At 70.1% G+C, this 19,431-nt stretch carries 18 protein-coding genes; 14 read left to right on the top strand and 4 right to left on the bottom strand.

The window, feature by feature from the left end; all coding sequences use genetic code 11:
• The first annotated feature begins 3 nt into the window (after positions 1-3).
• The 4 genes from CLT74_RS08315 to CLT74_RS08300 are packed head-to-tail and all read left to right on the top strand — an operon-like array spanning position 4 to position 3,882.
• Positions 4-948, top strand: coding sequence for an ABC transporter permease (locus CLT74_RS08315; protein ID WP_099846023.1), 945 nt, complete (start codon positions 4-6; stop codon positions 946-948).
• Positions 945-1,835, top strand: coding sequence for an ABC transporter permease (locus CLT74_RS08310; RefSeq protein ID WP_099846022.1), 891 nt, complete (start codon positions 945-947; stop codon positions 1,833-1,835). Before CLT74_RS08315 ends, CLT74_RS08310 begins: the two co-directional genes overlap by 4 nt.
• Positions 1,832-2,815 (top strand): ABC transporter ATP-binding protein, encoded by a 984-nt coding sequence (locus tag CLT74_RS08305; protein WP_099846021.1) that lies wholly within the window; start codon positions 1,832-1,834, stop codon positions 2,813-2,815. The genes CLT74_RS08310 and CLT74_RS08305 overlap by 4 nt, the downstream gene beginning before the upstream one ends.
• Positions 2,812-3,882, top strand: coding sequence for an oligopeptide/dipeptide ABC transporter ATP-binding protein (locus tag CLT74_RS08300; RefSeq protein ID WP_099846020.1), 1,071 nt, complete (start codon positions 2,812-2,814; stop codon positions 3,880-3,882). Before CLT74_RS08305 ends, CLT74_RS08300 begins: the two co-directional genes overlap by 4 nt.
• A gap of 26 nt (positions 3,883-3,908) precedes the next feature.
• Here the strand turns inward: CLT74_RS08300 and CLT74_RS08295 are convergent, their stop codons facing one another.
• Positions 3,909-5,072 (bottom strand): epoxide hydrolase family protein, encoded by a 1,164-nt coding sequence (locus tag CLT74_RS08295; RefSeq protein WP_099846019.1) that lies wholly within the window; start codon positions 5,070-5,072, stop codon positions 3,909-3,911.
• Between the two features lie 602 nt (positions 5,073-5,674).
• Between CLT74_RS08295 and CLT74_RS08290 the strand changes: the two genes are divergently transcribed.
• The 5 genes from CLT74_RS08290 (at position 5,675) to CLT74_RS08270 (ending at position 10,770) form a co-directional block, all read left to right on the top strand.
• Positions 5,675-6,673 carry a sulfate ABC transporter substrate-binding protein gene (locus CLT74_RS08290; protein WP_486582149.1) on the top strand — a complete coding sequence of 333 codons (999 nt, stop codon included), beginning with the start codon at positions 5,675-5,677 and terminating at the stop codon, positions 6,671-6,673.
• Entirely contained in the window at positions 6,670-7,518 is an 849-nt protein-coding gene (gene cysT / locus CLT74_RS08285) for a sulfate ABC transporter permease subunit CysT (RefSeq protein WP_099846017.1), read from the top strand. The genes CLT74_RS08290 and cysT overlap by 4 nt, the downstream gene beginning before the upstream one ends.
• Entirely contained in the window at positions 7,511-8,347 is an 837-nt protein-coding gene (locus tag CLT74_RS08280) for a sulfate ABC transporter permease subunit (RefSeq protein WP_099846016.1), read from the top strand. Before cysT ends, CLT74_RS08280 begins: the two co-directional genes overlap by 8 nt.
• Positions 8,344-9,345 carry a TOBE-like domain-containing protein gene (locus CLT74_RS08275; RefSeq protein ID WP_099846015.1) on the top strand — a complete coding sequence of 334 codons (1,002 nt, stop codon included), beginning with the start codon at positions 8,344-8,346 and terminating at the stop codon, positions 9,343-9,345. The genes CLT74_RS08280 and CLT74_RS08275 overlap by 4 nt, the downstream gene beginning before the upstream one ends.
• 249 nt (positions 9,346-9,594) lie before the next feature.
• Positions 9,595-10,770 (top strand): low temperature requirement protein A, encoded by a 1,176-nt coding sequence (locus CLT74_RS08270; protein WP_158240227.1) that lies wholly within the window; start codon positions 9,595-9,597, stop codon positions 10,768-10,770.
• Positions 10,771-10,829: 59 nt separating this feature from the next.
• Here the strand turns inward: CLT74_RS08270 and CLT74_RS08265 are convergent, their stop codons facing one another.
• On the bottom strand, positions 10,830-11,777 hold the full coding sequence (locus tag CLT74_RS08265) for a glycoside hydrolase family 68 protein (RefSeq protein WP_099846013.1): 948 nt from the start codon (positions 11,775-11,777) through the stop codon (positions 10,830-10,832).
• Positions 11,778-11,852: 75 nt separating this feature from the next.
• Complete coding sequence (locus CLT74_RS08260; protein WP_099846012.1) at positions 11,853-12,878, bottom strand: LacI family DNA-binding transcriptional regulator; 1,026 nt, start codon at positions 12,876-12,878, stop codon at positions 11,853-11,855.
• 377 nt (positions 12,879-13,255) lie between these two features.
• Here CLT74_RS08260 and CLT74_RS08255 point away from each other — a divergent pair, with 377 nt between their 5' ends.
• From CLT74_RS08255 to CLT74_RS08235, 5 genes are all read left to right on the top strand, one after another.
• Positions 13,256-14,617 (top strand): extracellular solute-binding protein, encoded by a 1,362-nt coding sequence (locus CLT74_RS08255; protein ID WP_099846011.1) that lies wholly within the window; start codon positions 13,256-13,258, stop codon positions 14,615-14,617.
• Complete coding sequence (locus CLT74_RS08250) at positions 14,614-15,582, top strand: carbohydrate ABC transporter permease (RefSeq protein WP_099846010.1); 969 nt, start codon at positions 14,614-14,616, stop codon at positions 15,580-15,582. Before CLT74_RS08255 ends, CLT74_RS08250 begins: the two co-directional genes overlap by 4 nt.
• Positions 15,582-16,409, top strand: a complete 828-nt coding sequence (locus CLT74_RS08245) for a carbohydrate ABC transporter permease (RefSeq protein WP_092376402.1) — start codon at positions 15,582-15,584, stop codon at positions 16,407-16,409. Before CLT74_RS08250 ends, CLT74_RS08245 begins: the two co-directional genes overlap by 1 nt.
• A 4-nt stretch (positions 16,410-16,413) precedes the next feature.
• A complete protein-coding gene (locus CLT74_RS08240) occupies positions 16,414-17,565 on the top strand; it encodes a serine hydrolase domain-containing protein (protein WP_099846009.1) in 1,152 nt (383 codons plus the stop codon).
• A gap of 75 nt (positions 17,566-17,640) precedes the next feature.
• Positions 17,641-18,441, top strand: coding sequence for an inositol monophosphatase family protein (locus CLT74_RS08235; RefSeq protein WP_099846008.1), 801 nt, complete (start codon positions 17,641-17,643; stop codon positions 18,439-18,441).
• A gap of 24 nt (positions 18,442-18,465) precedes the next feature.
• On the opposite strand, the gene CLT74_RS08230 is transcribed toward CLT74_RS08235, so the two are convergent.
• Positions 18,466-18,927, bottom strand: a complete 462-nt coding sequence (locus CLT74_RS08230; protein ID WP_099846007.1) for a VOC family protein — start codon at positions 18,925-18,927, stop codon at positions 18,466-18,468.
• Between the last annotated feature and the right edge of the window lie 504 nt (positions 18,928-19,431).

The following is a 19,431-nucleotide window of genomic DNA, read 5'->3' as shown; positions in this document are numbered from 1 at the left end:
CTGGTGGCCCGCTTCGTCATCCGTCGGCTGTTGCAGTCGGCAGTCGTGCTGCTCGGCGTGACGGTCGTGGTGTTCCTGCTGCTGCAACTGGTGCCGGGTGACCCTGTCCGGGTCGCCCTCGGCACCCGCTTCGACCCGCAGACGTACGAGGCGCTGCGGGCCCGGGCCGGGCTGGACCAGCCACTTGTGGCGCAGTATTTCGACTACCTGGGACGGGCACTGACCGGCGATCTCGGGGTCAGCTTCCGCAGTGGACGGCCGGTCACCGCGATCGTGCTGGAGCGGCTGCCGGCGACGCTGTCGCTGGCGGTCACCGCTGTGGTGTTCGCGATGCTCATCGCCTTTCCGCTGGGGATCGTCTCGGCCATCCGCAGTGGCTCGCTCGTCGACCACGCGGCCCGGGTGTTCAGCCAGTTCGGTGTCTCGGTGCCGGACTTCTGGATGGGGATCATGGGCATCCTGCTCTTCTCCGGGATGCTCGGTTGGCTGCCGCCGTCGGGGTACGTCGCGCTCACCGAGGACCCGGGCCGGTGGGCGTCCCACGTGGCGCTGCCCGCCGCCACTGTCGGCCTGGTCACCGCCTCGATCCTCACCCGGTTCATCCGCTCGTCGATGCTTGAGGTGCTCTCCGAGGACTACGTGCGCACCGCCGAGGCGAAGGGTCTGCGTACCCGGGTGGTGGTGTTGCGGCACGTGCTGCGCAACGCCCTGATCCCGGTGGTGACGGTGGTGGCGGTGCAGTTGGCCAGCCTGCTCGGCGGGGTGATCGTGATCGAGGTGCTGTTCGCCTGGCCCGGCATCGGGCGGCTCACCTACGACGCCGTCGCGGCCCGCGACTATCCGGTCCTGCAGGGCGCGGTGCTGCTGGTGGCGGCGCTGTTCCTGCTGGTCAACCTGCTTGTCGACATTCTCTACGCCCGGCTCGACCCGAGGATCACGGTCAAATGAGCGCGCAGCAGGTCAATCGCGAGGGACAGGTGCGTCGGGCGCTGTCCGCACTGCGGCGCGACCCGCTGGCGCTGACCGGCACACTGGTGCTGGCGGTGCTGGTCGTGGTGGGCGTGGGCGGTTCCTGGCTGGCGCCGTCGGGGATCAACGAGGTCGACGTCGACCTGATGCTTCAGCCGCCGAGCTGGGCACACCCGTTCGGCACCGACGAGCTGGGCCGCGACGTGCTCAGCCGGGTCATGGTCGCCGCCCGGGTGTCGTTGCAGGTCGGCCTGGTCAGCGTCGGCATCGCGCTGGTGGTGGGGGTGACCCTCGGGTTGTTCGCCGGCTACTACCGTGGCTGGCTCGACAACGTGCTGATGCGCTGCATGGACGTGCTGTTCGCGTTCCCGGTGCTGCTGCTCGCGGTGGCGATCGTGGCGGTGCTCGGTCCGGGACTGACCACCGCGATGGTGGCGATCGGGGTGGTCTACACACCGATCTTCGCCCGGGTGACCCGGGCCGGCGTGCTCTCCGTGCGCGAACAGGTGTTCGTCCGGGCCGCGGTCTCGGTGGGCGCGTCCGACCTGCGGATCATGCGCCGGCACGTGCTGCCGAACATCGCGGCACCGTTGATCGTGCAGACGTCGCTGTCGCTGGCCTTCGCGATCCTCTCCGAGGCGGCGTTGTCCTTCCTCGGCCTGGGCGTCCAGCCACCCGATCCCGCCTGGGGGCGGATGCTGTTCGACGGGCGCGGGTTCGTCACCGAGGCGTGGTGGCTGGGGTTCTTCCCCGGCGCGGCGATCTTCGTCACCGTCCTGGCGTTCAACCTGGTCGGTGACGCGCTGCGGGATGTGCTCGATCCTCGCCAGCTCACCGTCAGCGAAGCCCGGAGGAGCACCGCATGAAGCCGGTACTTGCCGTCGAGGACCTCACCGTCACCATCGGCACCCGGCGTGGGCCCGCGCACGCCGTCGCCGGGGTCGACTGGGCGGTGCGGCCGGGGGAGACGCTGGCGCTCGTCGGCGAGTCCGGCAGCGGCAAGAGCATGAGCGTGCTCGCCGCCACCGGGCTGGCGCCCCGCACCGCGCGGGTGACCGGGCGGGTGCACCTGCACGACACGGAGCTGACCGGGCTGACCGAGGAACGCCGCCGGCGGCTGCGCGGACGGCACATCGGGTTCGTCTTCCAGGATCCGATGACCTCGCTCAACCCGGTGCTCACCGTCGGCCGGCAGGTCACCGAGGCCGCCGAGGAACACCTCGGGCTGACCCGGCGGGCCGCCCGGTCCCGCGCCGTCGAGCTGCTGGACCTGGTCGGCATCCCGTCGGCGGGGCAACGGGTGGACGCGTACCCGCACCAGTTCTCCGGCGGCATGCGCCAGCGGGTGGTGATCGCCATGGCGCTGGCCTGCGAACCGGACCTGCTGATCGCTGACGAACCGACAACCGCCCTGGACGTCACCACCCAGGCCCAGATCGTCGAGCTGGTCGCCGACCTGCAACAGCGCCTCGGCACGGCTGTCGTCTGGATCACCCACGACCTCGGTGTGGTGGCCGGCATCGCCGACACCGTGGCGGTCATGTACGGCGGCCGGATCCTCGAACAGGGGCCTGTCGACTCCGTCTTCGGTGCCCCGTCGCACCCGTACACCGGGGCTCTGCTGGCCGCCCGTCCGGACCCGGCAGCCGGCGGCGGAGATCTGGTCACCATCGCCGGTGCGCCGCCCAGCCCGTTGGACCTGCCGGCGGGCTGCGCGTTCTGGCCCCGCTGTCCGGTGCGGGGTGACGCCCGCTGCGAGCACGAACTGCCGCCGCTGGTGCCGGTCTCGGCCGGGCACCAGGTCCGCACCTTCTACCCGAAGCCGAGCGACGGGGAGCGCCGATGAGCGAGCGTCAACGAGCCGATCATCAGCTCAGCGCGGTCGTGCCGGCCGACGGCGCGCACGGTGGGGTGCCGAAGCAGCGGGCATCGGGCGAGGTGGTGGCCGAACTCGACGATCTGGCGGTGTGGTTCCCGACGCCGGCGGGTGTCGTGCGGGCCGTCGACGGGGTGTCGTTGCGGGTACGGCGGGGGGAGACGCTGGGGCTTGTCGGCGAGTCCGGCAGCGGCAAGTCCACCGCCGGGCTGGCCCTGCTCCGGCTTGTGGATCCCACCTCCGGCACGGTCCGGGTGGCCGGCCAGGACGTGACCAGGTGGTCCCGGCGACGGCTGCGGGCGTTGCGCCGGCAGGTGGCCATGGTGTTCCAGGACCCGCAGGCGTCGCTGGATCCCCGGCTCACCATCGGGGCGAGCATCGCCGAGCCGCTCATCGTGCATCGGCTCACCGACGGGGGTGCCGCCCGTCGCCGCCGGGTCGACGAACTGCTCGACATGGTCGGCCTGCGCGGCGAACTGGCCGACCGGCATCCCCACGAGCTTTCCGGCGGCCAACGGCAGCGGGTCGGTATCGCCCGTGCCCTGGCCGGTGAGCCGGACCTGATCGTGCTTGACGAACCGATCGCCTCGCTCGACCTGAGCGTGCAGGCGCAGATCATGAACCTGCTGCGCCGCCTGCAACGGGACCTGGGTCTGACCTACCTTTTCATCGCTCACGATCTTGCCGCCGTGGAGCACATGAGCGACCGGATGGCGGTGATGTACCTGGGGCGGATCGTGGAGACCGGCACGCCGGCGCAGATCTGGCGGGATCCGGCTCACCCGTACACTGCCGCGCTGCTGTCCGCGGTGCCGGTCGCCGACCCGCAGGTTGAGCGGGACCGCCGCCGGATCATCCTCAGCGGTGACATTCCCAGCCCGGTGGATCCCCCGGGTGGCTGCCGGTTCCGTACCCGCTGCCCGCAGGCCCGCCCGGAGTGCGCCGAGACCGATCCGGTGCTGGCCGAGGTCGACCCCGACCACCGTGCGGCGTGCCTGTTCGCCGGGGAGGCCGTGCGCGCGATGCGCTCGACGTGACCCGGTGCCCGCCGGCCGCCGGCGGGTCAGGAGGTCCGCAGCGGCCGGAACGCGGCCCGTAGCTCGGCACAGAAGAGATCCGGCTCCTCCCAGGCCGCGAAGTGGCCACCCCTGTCGACCTCGTTGAAGTACGCGACGCCGGGATAGACCGCCTCGACCCAGCTGCGCGGCGCCGCCCAGATCTCGTCGGGGAACGCCGTGAAGCCGACCGGGACCGCGACCGGTGGCGGAGGCTGGCCGGACGCGTCGGCTGCCGCCTGGAAGCGTCCGAACTCCCAGTACCACCGGGCGGCCGAGGTGCCGGTTCCGGTCAGCCAGTACAGCGTGATGTTGTCGACGATGGTGTCCCGGGTGAGACCGCCCACCGGCTCGCCGTCGACGAACGCGCGGGCGGCCTTGTAGTAGCTGTCCGTGTCGTGATCGAGTATCCAGGCCGCCAGCCCGACTGGTGAATCGAGCAGTGCGTAGCCGATGGTCTGCGGTCGGGTGGACTGTTCCAGGAAGTAGCCGAAACCGTCGGTGGTGAACGTGGTGAGCGCGTCGTGCGCCGCGCGTTCCCGCTCGGACTTCGCCGGCAGTTGATCCTTGAGACCGATCGCCGCGGCGAGCAGGTTGACGTGGATGCCGGCCAGTCCGTCAGGTGCCTGACGGCCCATCGCGTCCGTGACGGAGGCGCCCACGTCGCCGCCCTGGGCGACATAGCGTGAGTAGCCGAGGCGGTCCATCAGCTGTGCCCACGCGCGCGCCATCCGGGCGGAGTCCCAACCGAGCTCGGCCGGCTCGCCGGAGAAGCCGTAACCAGGCAGCGAGGGCAGCACCAGGTGGAAAGCGTCCTCGGCCTGTCCGCCGTGAGCTGTCGGGTCGGTGAGCGGACCGACCACCCCGAGCAGTTCGATGACCGATCCCGGCCAGCCGTGCGTCATGATCAAGGGCAACGCGTCCTCGCGTGGCGATCGCACGTGGATGAAGTGAATCTCGACGCCGTCGATCTCGGTGGTGTACTGCGGCAGGGCGTTCAGCCTCGCCTCGCAGGCCCGCCAGTCGTGCTCGCTGGTCCAGAAACGGGCGAGTTCCTGGACCGTCGCCAGCTGCACGCCCTGAGATCGGTCGGTGACCAGTTCTCTGCTGGGCCAACGCGTAGCCGTGATCCGGCGACGCAGGTCCTCGATCGCCTCTTCCGGGGTGTTCAGTTGGAAGGACGGATCCCGGTGTCGTTGGACATGCTCCCCACCTGTCGGATCGGCTCGGCCGGTACCGGCTCCCGGCCGGCTCGTACGCGCTCATCTTCACATCGGCTCGGTGGCCGGGGACCGGAAACACGAACTCACGGTGCGGCCGAGTGGGCCGGACCAGGAGCCGTGCTCGGTTACCGATCCGGCTGCGGTGCCGCATCGTCGGCTGAGCCTTGACGGTGGTCACCTGCCCGATCGGGAGTGCCGGGGGAGTCGGGGCGTGGCCGATCGTGGTCGCGGCGCGGCGCGGCGCGGCGTGACGGCGAACCGGCGGTCAGGTGCCGCCACCAAGACTTGAAAACCTGTCAAGTTAGTGGGATATTCGGTGCGCGATCGATGAGGCCGACCGCAGGCCATTGTCCTGTGTGGAAGTCGAGTGTGGCTCGACGTTTGCGCTCGTGGCGCCGTCCGGGCATTGAGGCCCGACGCGTGAGTCGCACCTGTGTTGCCGCCCCGGTGACGGCACAGTGTCGGCAAATTACCTACTTAACCAGTCGGATCAATATGGTGCGACGCACTGAAGGAGGACGGGTTCGCAGATGAGGCACCGGATCAGAGCAGTGAGCGCCCTGGCCGCGGTCGTCGGCCTGGCCCTGGCGGGTTGCGGTGGCGGGGACGCCGCCGGCAACTCCACCACGCTGAGCATCGTCGGTTTCGCGGTACCCGAGGCGGCGAACAAGGCCATCGCCGCGGAATGGAACAAGACCGAGGCGGGCAAGGGGGTCCGCTTCCGCACGTCGTACGGTGCCTCCGGCGACCAGAGCCGGGCCGTCGTCTCCGGGCTGGCGGCCGACTACGTCCACTTCTCCGTCAGCAGTGACGTGGCGCGGCTGGTCGAGGCCGGCCTCGTCGAGGAGAGCTGGGACGACGGGCCGAACAAGGGCATCGTCTCCTCCTCGGTCGTGGTCCTCGCGGTACGCAAGGACAACCCGAAGAACATCCAGGGCTGGGACGACCTGATCAAGCCGGGGATCGGCATCGTCACGCCGAACCCCGCCTCGTCGGGTGCCGCCCGGTGGAACGCCCTGGCCGCCTGGGGCCACATCGCCGCCAACGGCGGCACCGACGCCGAGGCGGAGGAGTACCTCACAAAGCTCTTCGCCAACGTGGTGTCGCTGCCCAACAGCGGTCGGGACGCCACGACCACCTTCCTCGGCGGCACCGGCGACGTCCTGCTGGCCTACGAGAACGAGACGATTCTGGCCCGGCAGAACGGTGAGGAACTGGACTGGGTGCTCCCCGCCACCACCATCCTGATCCAGAACCCGGGCGCGATCCTGAAAGACGCCGACCCCAAGGCGAAGGAGTGGCTGGACTTCGTGCTCGGCCCGCAGGGCCAGCGGCAGTTCGCGCTCACCGGCTTCCGGCCGATCATCGACGGCGTCGACACCAGCGGCATCGAGGGGGCGATCGACCCGAACGATCCGTTCCCCGCACCGCAGCAGCTGCTCACCGTCGACAAGGACTTCGAGAGCTGGTCGGCCTTGTCGGACAAGTTCTTCGACGAGAGCGAGGGCATCGTCACCACCGTCATCGCGGCGTCCGGGAAGGCGAGGTGACCTCGACGACAGTGGTTGCGGACCGGCCGGCGGGCGACCGTCGACCAGCCCGGGCCGGTCTGCCGTTGACCCGGGTCTCCGGGCTGGGCCTGGGCGTCGCCATGGTGTGGTTCAGCCTGCTGGTGCTGATCCCGCTCGCCGCCGTGGTGGTGACCGCATCCGAGGGCGGGTGGGCCGGGTTCTGGCGGACGATCACCAACGACCAGACCGCCGCCACGCTCCGGCTGACCGTGGGAACCGCGCTGCTCGTCACGCTCGTCAACATCGTCATGGGCACCCTGATCGCCTGGGTGCTGGTGCGGGACCACTTCGTCGGCAAGCGGGCGCTCGAAGTCCTCATCGACGTGCCGTTCGCGTTGCCGACGATCGTCGCCGGCCTGGTGCTGCTGTCGCTGTACGGGCCGGACAGCCCGCTCGGGGTCAACGTCGCGAACACCCGCCTCGCGGTGGTCCTCGCCTTCCTTTTCGTCACCCTGCCGTTCATCGTGCGGACCGTGCAGCCGGTGCTGGCCGAGCTCGACCGGGAGGCCGAGGAAGCGGCGGCGTCGCTGGGCGCGAGCCGGCTCGTCACCTTCCGGCGGATCATCCTGCCCAGCCTCACCCCGGCCATCGCGGCCGGTGCCGCGCTCTCCTTCGCCCGCGCCGTCGGTGAGTACGGCTCCCTGGTCCTGCTCTCCGGCAACCTGCCGATGCGTACCGAGGTCGCCTCGGTGCGGATCCTCAGCAGCATCGAGAACGACAACCCGGACAGCGCGGCAGCGGTGGCGGTGGTGCTGCTGGCCGTCTCGCTCTCCGTCATCGTGCTCCTCGACGTCATTCAGCGGAGGGTGATGCGCCGTGGCTGACAGTTCGATCGCCGCCCGTACCCCGGTCGGTCGCCGTCCCGGCCGGTACGTCCTGCGTGCCGTGGTGGTGGCGTACCTGTTCTTTCTGGTGGCCTGGCCCCTGTATCTGGTCGGCCGCAATGCCTTTGCCGAGGGGGCCGCCAGTTTCCAGGACATCCTCACGGACCCCGACGTGACCCACGCGCTGCAACTCACCGTGGTCATCGCGGTGGTCGCCGTCGTCATCAACACCGTGTTCGGTGTCGGCATCTCGATTCTGCTGGTCCGCTACGACTTCCCCGGTAAGCGGACGCTCAACGCCCTGCTCGACATGCCGTTGTCGGTCTCGCCGATCGTCGTCGGGCTCGCGCTGATCCTGGTTTACGGCGGCCGGGAAGGTTGGTTCGGTCCGAGCCTGGAAACGGCGGGATTCCAGATCATCTTCGCGGTGCCGGGCATGGTGATGGCCACCGTGTTCGTCGCGCTGCCGTTGGTCATCCGGGAGGTCGTGCCGGTGCTCCAGGAGGTGGGCGACGAGCAGGAGCAGGCCGCCCGCAGCCTCGGCGCCAACGCCTGGCAGACCTTCCGCCGGATCACGTTGCCGTCCATCAAGTGGGGCGTGATCTACGGCGTCGTGCTCAGCCTCGCCCGCTCGCTCGGCGAGTTCGGCGCGGTGAAGGTGGTCTCCGGCAACGTGCTCGGCGACACCCGTACGGCCACCCTCGTGGTGGAGGAGAAGTACCTCAACTTCGACAAGGGCGGGGCGTACGCCACCGCCTTTCTCCTCGCCCTCGTCGCGGTCGCCTGCATCATCGTCGTATCCGTTCTCAGGCCGAAGGAAGAGCGTTGAGCATCGAGATCTCCCACGTCGGCAAGCGGTTCGCCGACTTCGTCGCACTCGACGACGTGTCGGTGAGCATCCCGGCCGGTCGGCTCACCGCGCTGCTCGGCCCCTCCGGTGGCGGCAAGTCCACCCTGCTGCGGATCATCGCGGGCCTGGAACGCGCCGACACCGGGCGGGTCGAGATCGACGGCGTGGACGCCACCGCGCTGCCCCCGCAGCAGCGCAACGTCGGATTCGTGTTCCAGCACTACGCCGCCTTCAAGCACCTGTCGGTACGGCGCAACGTGGCCTTCGGGCTGGAGATCCGCAAACGTCCCAAGGAGGAGATCCGACGTCGGGTCGACGAACTGCTCGCCCTGGTCCATCTGGAACAGTTCGGCGACCGGCTGCCCACCCAGCTCTCCGGTGGGCAGCGGCAGCGGATGGCGCTCGCCCGCGCCCTGGCCGTGGAACCGACGGTGTTGCTGCTCGACGAACCGTTCGGCGCCCTCGACGCGAAGGTCCGCAAGGAGCTGCGGGACTGGCTGCGCCGGCTGCACGACGAGGTGCACGTGACCACCGTCTTCGTCACGCACGACCAGGAGGAGGCCCTTGAGGTCGCCGACGAGATCGTGGTGATCAACGACGGGAGGGTGGAACAGATCGGGTCACCTGACGACCTCTACGACCGCCCGGCGAACGAGTTCGTCATGCGGTTCCTCGGCCCCGTCACCCAACTCGGCGACCAGTTCGTCCGCCCGCATGACCTGCAACTCGCTGTCGACCCGGCCGACGGCGTGCCCGGCCGGGTCAGCCGGATCACCCGGATCGGCTTCGAGATCCGGGTCGAGGTCACCACCACCGACGGCCAGCCGGTAACGGTGACCCTCACCCGCAACGAGTTCCTCGCCCTCGACATCGAGACCGGCACCGACGTACGACTCCGCATCGCCCCCAACACGCCCACCACCCGGCTCTCCACCCACGCCCCCACCCTCCGGACCGCCCTCACCCCCACCCACTGACACCCCGCGCCCCACCCACCCACCCACCCACCCAGCCACCCACCGTTGATCAAGAAGTTTGCGTCGCCTCCCAGCGCGGATCCGACGCAAACCTCTTGATCACCGCCAGCGGGTGGGTGGGAGTGCGGGAATCGCGCTCTGCCGAGGGGAGTGGTGCCTAGCATCCTTCCTGGGGCGCGGGTCGCGGTGGGTTCGACCGACGGGAAGGGTCTTCGGCAGGTGCGCCGTGGGTGGCGGGTGGGGCGGCCGGTGCCGGGGCGTGGGGTCCGCGCGGTCACGCCGTTCGAGATCTTCTTCGACCTGGTCTTCGTCTTCACCCTCACCCGCATCGTCGCGTTCATGGGGAAGCCACCGGATCCGGTGGCGATGGGCCGCGGGCTGCTGTTGCTGATGCTGCTCTGGTTCGCCTGGTCGGGGTATCTCTGGCTGGGTAACCAGACCCGCGTCGACAGGCCGCCGGTACGTCTCCTGGTGCTGGCCGCGATGGCCGGGTTCTTCGTCGCCGCCCTGGTCATGCCGAACGCTTGGGACGACGCCCCAGGTCTGGACGGGCCGCTGCTGCTGGCCCTGGCGTACGTGCTGCTGCGCGCGGTCCACCTGGCGCTCTACTACTGGGCGGGCGAGCCGGTGCTGCGACTGCGGATCCGACGTTTCGCCCTGGCGAGCGTGCTGGCCTGGCTGCCGCTCCTGGTCGGCGCCGTGCTCGGCGGCTGGGCGCAGACCTGGCTGTGGGCGCTCGCCTTCCTGATCGAGATCGGCGGGCAGCGTGGGGTGGTGCAGAGTCGTCTGGGCGGGTGGCCGGTGCGCAGCCCCGAATACTTCGCCGAACGCCACGGACTCGTTCTGATCATCGCGCTGGGGGAGTCGTTCCTCGCCGCCGGTGTGGGTGTCGGCACCTTGGTCACCAAGGTTCCGGTGCTCGCCGGTGCGGTGATCGGATTCATCCTTATCGCGTGCCTGTGGTCGGTCCACTTCGACCGGGTCAGCCCGCTCGCCGAGCAGGCGCTGTTGCGGGCCAGCGGTGAGCGGCGGGACCGGGTCGCCGCTGATGCCTACTCGCTCGGGCATCTGCCGCTGATCGCCGGGGTGCTCTACACGGCGCTCGGCTTCGAGGACGTGCTGGCGCTGATCTCCGCCGCCGACACGTCAGGCGGGGAGCCCCTGGAGTGGCCTGGGGCGGTGGCGCTCTACGGAGGCACCGCCCTCTACCTGCTGGGCACCCTGCTGGTGCGATACCTGTCCGGGCGGGGCACCCGGACGAGTCATCTGCTCATCGCCGTCGTACCGCTGCTCCTGCTGCCGGTCGGCCGGGCGCTGCCGGCCCTGGTCGCCATCGGCGTGCTCGCCACCTACCTGGTCGGCGTGGTCCTGCTGCCGTACGCGCGGGGCGGGCAGCGGCCGACGTCCGCACCGACTGACCGATGACCCGTCAGCCGGACGCCCGCCGGCCGGGACCGCCCGGGTTGGCGGGCGTCGCCGGCACCTCACCTACCGACGGGTGCCGGGTGCCGGGCGACGAGGCCGAGAGTGGGGTCGTAGCGGACCGGGACCGGATCGCTGAGTTCCCCGACGAACTCGCCGTCGTCGTGCTCGACGAAGCCGATCAGGGACCAGCCGGCACCGTCGGGGACCAGGCGCGGGGCGTACAGGTGCGGTTGGATGATCGGCCGGGCGGCGGTGATGTCCCACGGGCCGCGCACCGTGGGCCCGGTGGCGACCCAGAGCCGTGACCCGGACTCCTGCCCGGCGGCGAAGGCGTTCGTGCAGAACAGCAGCAGGGGCTGTCCGTCGACGACGGCGACCTGCGGCACCTCCAGGTGGCCGAACCCGGCCGGCGCGGAGAGCGGCGGCTGAACAGTCCAGTTCACCAGGTCGGGAGAGGTCGCGTGGCCGACGACGCCGCGGGCGTCAGCCGGCCCCTGGTTGGCGCGCGCGGTGATCAGCATGTGCCAACCGTCGCCGTCGGGGTCCGGGAAGACCCACGGGTCGCGCCAGGCCTGCTCGTACCACATCTCACGGTCGAGCAGCTCGTACCAGGCCGGGTCGGCTTCCAGCAGCGGCGCGTCGCCGTGCCGGTGCCAGCTGACCAGGTCGTCGGAGACGGCCAGGCCGATGCGCTGGACCAGGCCGTCCTCGGCCCGGCCGACACCTGTGTAGAAGAGGTACCACCGGCCGTCCGGCGCGCGCACCGTGCAGCCGGTCCAGGTGGCCAGATCGTCCCAGGCGGGCGCGTCGGCGGGCACCAGGGCGTCGGCGCGCAGCTGCCAGGAGCGCAGGTCGGTGGAGACCGCGTGGCCGATCGAGGCGCGCCGGTGGCGGCGGTGCGGGTCGAGCAGGGCCCGGGAGGCGCGCAGGAAGAACGCGTGCCACCGGCCGTCGTCGTCCTGGGCGTACCAGCTGTCCCACACCCAGTGGTCGGGCAGTCGAAGCATGGCCGGAAACGTACCAGTGAATCGGTTTAGCGACTACCGCGGGTGCTACCCGCCCGGCCAAGGGGGACGGGTGGCTCAGTCGGCGGGCGCGGCCACCGACCGCCGCCGCCGCAGCGGCATCGGGACGAACGACGCGCCGCCGTCGCCGCCGTCGAGCAGTACCTCCACCGCGCGGCGGCCCATCTGCTCGTGCGGCAGCGCCGCCGTGGACAGCCCCGGCCGCAGCCACGCGGCGATCGGGTCGTCGTCGAAGGAGATCACCGAAAGGTCGTCGGGAATGGTCAGGCCGGCCTCGCCGAGCGCCTGGTACGCGCCGAAGGCCAGCCGGTCGTTCATGCAGATCACCGCGCTGGGGCGGGTCGGGCGGTCCAGCAGCGTACGCATGGCGGCGTAGCCGTGCTCCGGCAGCCACTCCGGGCAGAAGCCCTCGGTGAGCAGCGAGACACCGGCGGCGGCGAGGGTGCCCCGGATGCCGCGCAGCCGGGCGTCGGCGGCCAGCGAGATCTCCGGATCGCGCTCCTTCTGCCGGTTGCGACCGATCAGGGCGATCCGGTCCCGGTGGCCCTGCGCGAGCAGCGTCTCGGCGACCATCGCGCCGGCGCCCTCGTCGTCGGGCAGGACGCAGGGCAACGGCTCCGGACTCGTGGCGTTGAGCAGCACCACCGAGCCGCCGAGGATGGCCGGGGGCACCGCCAGCCGGCGGGTCGCCATGGCCGCGTAGATCACGCCGTCGACCTGGCGGTCGAGGATCGCCTCGATGGCGTACCGCTCGAACGTCGCGTCGCCCTGTGTCTCGGTGATCAGCAGGACGTGATCACGCTCGCGGGCGGCGTCCAGCGCGCCCCGGATCAGACCACCTGCGAAACGGGTGGTGGCGACGATGTCGGAGACGAACGCGATGGTGGCGGTCTTGCGGGTGCGCAGGCTACGAGCTGCCACGTTGGGGCGGTAGCCGAGTTCCTCAGCGGCCGCGAAGACCCGCTGGTGCGCCTCGGCGGAGAGTCGGGTGCCCTCGCGCCCGTTCAGCACCATGGACGCGGCGGTCTTGGACAGACCGGCCCGTCGCGCGACGTCGGCAAGTGTCGCTCTCTCGCGGCCCATTGAGTCCTCCGATCACGGCGGGTCCGTCCCGACGCCGCCGTTGTCCCATCATGATGGGTCGAGTCGCGTCCGTGGTCACCGGCGGTCTGCCCCGCCTGCGTACGGGACTGGTGAACCATCTGTTTCCAGACCGTTGCGAACTCGTCCTTGACAGTCCCCGATGACGCGCGCATGCTCTGCTAAATCAGTTTAGCGACGTGGTTTCGCCTCTGCGGTGGACGCCTTCGCGTCTTCCGACGTCATATTGGGTACCGCGGGCCGCGAGCCGGGTTCGGCACGCGACGTGCGACACGTGGTGGCCGGCGGGCCGGGCTCGTGGCGGTCGCCACGGACGACCGTCAACCGGCTCGGCGCGCGGATGAGTCAAGGAGCATGAGGTGCCGGAGTTCTCGACGAGATTCACCCGACGCCGGTTGGCACTGCTGGTGCCACTACTGGGCGTCAGCCTGGCCGTCACGGCCTGTAGCGCACCGGGTTCGGAGCAGACCCCCTCGGGGGACTCCGACTCCCCGGTGAGTACCGAGCTGGGTAGTGACCCGATCACCCTGGAAATGTACGCCGAAACCGGCTTCCCGCTGGCCAAGGCGCTCGCGGACGAGTTCACCAAGCAGCACCCGAACGTCAAGTTCAACGTGCGCGAGGACCAGTTCACCGTGATCACGGAGAACGCGCCCCGGGTGCTCGCCTCGGACAACGCGCCCGACATCATCCGGCTGCCCACCATGGTCGACCTGGTCAAGGACGGGCTGTTGAAGAACCTCGACCCGTACTTCGACGCGTACGGCTGGGACAAGTTCCCCGCCTCGTCGCTGATCCAGCTGCGCCTGTCCGACGGCGGTGCGGTGCGGGGCAGTGGCTCGCTGTACGGCATGGGGCTGGGCTACAGCGTGACCGGCGTCTTCTACAACAAGAAGCAGGCCGAGCAGGTCGGCATGACCCAGCCGCCGGCCACCATCGCCGAGTTCGAGGAGCTGCTGGCCAAGGCGAAGGCGGCCAACCTCCAGCCGATCATGCAGTTCAACAAGAACACCGCAGGCATCAACTTCCCGCACCAGGCCCTGCAGAACCAGTACGGCGACCCGACGGCCATCGCCGACTGGATCTTCCAGAAGCCGGGCGCGACCTTCGACACCCCGGCGGCGCTCAAGGCCACCCAGACCATCCAGAAGTGGGCCGAGGCCGGCTACTTCCCCAAGGACGCGAACGCCATCGACTACACGGCGATGATGGGCGAGTTCCAGAAGGGCAACGGCCTGTTCATGTTCAACGGCGACTGGGAGTCGGGGAACCTGGACAAGAACATGGCCGGCGAGGTCGGATTCTTCCTCTTCCCGGGTGAGGCCGCCGACGCCAAGCGGGTCGCGATGTCCGCGCCGAACACGTTCGGCGTGGGTGCCAAGGCGAAGAACCCGGACGCCGCTGCCTTCTTCCTCAACTGGGTGCACACCAACGACAAGGCCCGGGAAATCTCGGTCACCATCGGTGGTTCGCACCCGGGCGGTCCGGCCGACCTGGCCCTGCCGCCGGTGTCGGAGGGCACCGTGCTGGCCGAGACGCTCAAGGCTTCCCAGCAGCTCGGCGCGGACAACGGCGCTGTCGACTTCACCGCGAACGCCACCGGCGGCATCTTCGCCGCGGCCATCACCCCCGAGATGCAGAAACTGATCGCCGGTCAGCAGACCCCGGAGGGGTACGTGAAGGCGGTCCAGGCCGAATACGAGAAGGAACTGTCCCGATGACGTCTGCCCTCGGCAGCGCCCCGGCCGGGTCGGACACCGCGTCCCGACCCGGCCGGGGGGACACCCGGTCACCCGCGCGGCCCCACCGGAAGCGGTGGGGCCGCACGGTCCGGTGGACCGGGTGGATCTGGGTCCTGCCCGCCCTGATCATGTACGGCATCTTCGTGCTGCGTCCGCTCGTGCTGACCGTGCAGTACTCGCTGTACCACTGGAACGGCATCGGCGCGGCCCGCTGGGCGGGGCTGGACAACTACCTCACGGTCTTCACCGACCGTGACCTGCTGAAGATCATCTCGAACGCGTTCATTCTGATCATCTTCTTCAGCTTCATCCCGGTACTGCTCGGCCTGCTGGTGGCCAGCCTGGTCCGGCGGATCACCACCGGCCCGGCCGGCACCATGGTCCGGACCGTGCTGTTCCTGCCCCAGGTGATCCCGCTCGTCGCGGCCGGCATCGCCTGGAGCTGGGTGTTCTCCACAAACGGCCTGGTCAACCAGGGGCTGCGGGCCGTCGGGCTGGACGGCATCACCCGCGCCTGGCTCGGCGAGTTCGACACCGCGCTGCCGGCGGTGGGCGTCATCGGCACCTGGGTCATGCTCGGTCTCTGCACGATCCTGCTGATCACCGGCATGAGCAAGATCGACCCGTCGCTCTACGAGGCCGCCCGCATCGACGGCGCCGGCCCGGTGCGGGAGTTCTTCGCGGTGACCCTGCCCAGCCTGCGGCAGGAGATCGGCATCTGCCTGACCGTGACCATCATCGCGGCGCTGGCCAGCTTCGACATCGTCTACATCTCCACGAGCGGTGGTCCGGGCATTCAGACCACAGTGCCCGGTCTGGAGATCTACCGGCTCGCCTTCTCCCAGCGTCAGGTCGGCCTCGCCTCGGCCCTCGCGGTGGTGCTGATGGCGCTGGTGCTGGTGTGCGTACTGCCGATCCAGCGGCTCACCCGGGGAGAGAAGTGATGAACCTGACCACCCGCAGCGAGCGGCTGACCGGACGCATCTTCCTGATCGCACTGGTCGTGGTCACCCTGCTGCCGTTCCTGAGCATGCTGTCGGCGGCCCTGCAACCACGCGGCACCGTGCCCACCGGCCTGGCCTGGCCCACCGATCCGCAGTGGGGGAACTTCGCCGACGCCTTCACCGCCGCCAACATGGGCGCGCTGCTGAAGTCGAGCGCGCTGATCGTGGCCGGGGTGGTGCCGGTCGGCGTGCTCATCGCGACAATGGCCGGGTTCGGCCTCGGCCACCTGCGGGTGCCCGGTGGCCACCTCGCCTTCGGGCTGCTGCTGCTCGGCCTCACCCTGCCCTTCGAGGCGGTGGTGACCCCGCTGTACTACCAGATGCGTGACCTCGGCCTGCTCAACACCCGCTGGGCGATCGTCCTGCCGTTGATCGGTCTCTACATGCCGTTCGCGGTCTTCTGGATGCGCGCCCACTTCATAAACGTGCCCCGGGAACTGTCCGAGGCGGCGCGGGTGGACGGCAGCAACACCTGGCAGCTGTTCTGGCGGGTCCACGTGCCGCTGGCCCGGCCGGCCATCGCCTCGCTGACCATCCTGCTGTTCCTGTGGACCTGGAACCAGTTCCTGCTCGCCATCGTGCTCGTCGACGACGCGACGAAGCGGACGATGGCCGGCGCCCTCGGTGCCTTCCAGGGACAGTGGGGAACCGATCTGGTGCTGCTCTGCGCTGGCTCACTGCTCATCCTCACGCCTACCCTCATCGTGTTCCTGATCTTCCAGCGACAGTTCATCAAGGCCCTGCTGCAGGGCTCCGTGAAGGGATAGCGGGTTGACTGACACCCAGATCCACGGTGACGTCGACGAGGGCTTCGGCCGGGTCGCCGACGTGTTCCGGGACAACTTCGCCCACCGTCAGGAGGTGGGCGCCGCAGTCGCCGTCTACCTGCGCGGCCGGAAGGTCGTGGACCTGCACGGTGGGCTGGCCGACGCCCGGTCGGGACGTCAGTGGTCGGCGGACACGCCCGCTGTCGTCTTCTCCTGCACCAAGGGGATCATGGCGATCTGCGCGTACCTGCTGGTGCAGGAGGGACGGCTGGACCTCGACGCGCCGGTCACCCGGTACTGGCCGGAGTTCGGCCAGCACGGCAAGACGGAGATTCCGGTTCGGTGGCTGCTCACCCACCAGTCCGGCCTGCCGGCGCTGGACAAGCCCTTCTCCCGCGAGGAGGTGCTCGCCTGGGACCCGGTGATCAGGGCGATCGAGGCGCAGGCTCCACTGTGGAAGCCGGGTACCGCGCACAGCTACCACGCGATCACCTATGGCTGGCTGATCGGCGAGGTGATCCGGCGGATCACCGGCGAGCTGCCCGGTGCCTACTTCGCCCGTGTCCTCGCCGGGCCGCTCGGCCTGCGTACCTGGATCGGACTGCCGGCCGCCGAACGGGACGCGGTCGCCTGGATGCTGGCGCCGATCGGCGAGCCCGTCCCGGCCGGCGACCCGGTCGCCGAGCGCGGCATCACCATGGGTGGCGCCTTCGCCTTTCCCGCCGACGAGGACGGCCTGGTCAGCTTCAACGACCCGGCCATCCAGGCCGCCCAGATCCCGGGCGCGGGCGCGGTGAGCACGGCCGAGAGCCTGGCCCGGCTCTACGCCGCCTGCGTCTCCGAGGTCGGCGGCACGCGGCTGCTCACCCCGGCGTCCGTCGACGACGCCGTCACGGTGCGCGTCAGCGGGCAACAGGTCTACGGGCTGCCCGACGCGGGCCACCGCTGGGGTACCGGCTTCCTGGTGCACTCGGTGCCACGCCCGATGCTCGGCGAACGCAGCTTCGGCCACGACGGCGCCGGTGGGCATCTGGCCTTCGGCGACGACGCCCACCAGGTCGGCTTCGGCTACGTGGTCAACCAGATGGGCGGCTTCGACGACGAGCGCGCCAACCTGCTCTCCGCAGCGGTCCGGGACTGCCTGGGCGACAACTGACCGACGCGGTGGCCCGGCGAGGCAACTCGACCGAGCCGGGCACACCCGCGACCGGGATCGACGTACGGTGAGCGGATGTCGCTTGTCGATGCTGAGCTCGCGATCCGGGCGGCGCAGGCCGGTGCCGAGGTGGTGCGCTCGCACCACGGCACCGCGGTGGCCCAGTTCGCGAAGTCGGGTTGGGACTTCGCCACCGCCGCCGACATCGAGGCGGAGCAGGCCATCCTCGGCGTGCTGCGGTCCGCGCGACCCGACGACGCCGTGCTGGCCGAGGAGAGCGGACGCAGCGGGTCGGACCGGAACGGGCGCCTCTGGTTCGTCGATCCGCTCTGCGGGACGCTGAACTTCGCCGTACACACCATGCTCGTCTCGGTGAATGTGGCCCTGCGGGTCGGCGCGGAGGTGGTGGCGGCCGCCGCCGTGGACCCGTTCGCGCAGGAGGTCTTCTGGACCGACGGCAGCGTCGCCCGGATACGGCACGCCGGTGCCGATCAGCAACTCAGGCCGTCGGCGGCATCCGGGCTGGTGGACGTCAATCTCGATCCGCCCTACCCGAACGAGCGGACGTTCCGGGCCGCGCGGCTGTTGGCTGACGAACGGTTCGTCGAGCGCTTCCGGCCCCGGGTCGTGTCGACGACCTTGGCGTTGGCGTGGGTCGCGGCCGGTCGGCGCGCCGCGTACGTGACCGACGGCCACCTGCGCGACAGTGTGCACTTCGCCGCCGGCATCGCCCTGTGTGCGGCGGCCGGCTGCGTGGTGACCGGGCTCGACGGCCAGCCCTGGCACAGCGGTCGGGGCGGGCTCGTCGCGGCGGCCGACCCGGGTACGCACGCGGAACTGTTGGCACTCGTCGCGGCGCAACGGGATTCGGCGTAGCACCCGGGAGCGTCGGAAACCCCGTCAGTCGAGGCAGAACTCGTTGCCCTCGGGGTCGGTCAGCACGATGAAGCCGGCCTCAAGCGGTGGCGCGGGCTCGACCCGGCGTACCTGGGTGGCGCCCAACGCGACAAGCCGATCACACTCGACCTGCAACGCCGCCATGCGTTCCGCTCCGGTGAGCCCGGGCGCGGCCCGCACGTCGAGGTGCACCCGGTTCTTGACGATCTTGTCTTCCGGGACCTGCTGGAAGAACAACCGTGGACCGTGCCCCTCCGGGTCCTCGATGGCCGACCGGGTGTTGCGCTGCTCGGGCGGTACGCCGATCCGGGCGAGGAAGTCATCCCACGCGGCCAGCGGGTCGGCGCCCTCGGGCAGGTCGACCCCGGGCGGGCCGGGATGCACGTAGCCCAGCACGTCACGCCAAAAAGTCGACAGCGCCGTCGGGTCGTGGGCGTCGAAGGTGACCTGGATGTGGCGGCTCATCGGGTTGCTCCAATCGGTTCGCGTCCAGGCAGTCACTCTGCCAGGCAGGGCTGACAAGTCGGTGCGCGAACGTGGTGGACGGGAGGTGCCCCGGCGATGCAGATTCTCGTTGATCGCGTCAGAAACAAGCTAGCAATCTCAACGTCATCGATGTTAGCGTTCGCAGCGAGCACCTACGCACTCGGCACAGCGACCACAGCCGCACGCTTGTGATCGCCAACATCGCCGGTGCCGCGTTGCCGAAGGCGGGTGACCGACCCGCGCGACCATCTCGGCGTTGATACTGGCGATGGTCCACCCGCCGGTGAAATCCGTCCGATGTCTGCTGCGGTCCGAGCGTTGTTTTGTGCCGCCCTGCCGGAGTCTTGGGCGTTGACGTCACATGTCTGTAACCCCTAACGTCTGATGTCTAGCTGGCGCAGGTTCCACCACTCCCGCTCTGGACCATCACCCCCGCACGAACCCTTCACACGTCACGTCCGACAAGCGGCTGTCGCGACCGGA

The sequence above is a fragment of the Verrucosispora sp. CNZ293 genome (genome assembly GCF_002754655.1).
The sequence above is the reverse complement of the archived record's forward strand: the minus strand, read 5'-3'. Positions and strand labels throughout refer to the sequence as shown.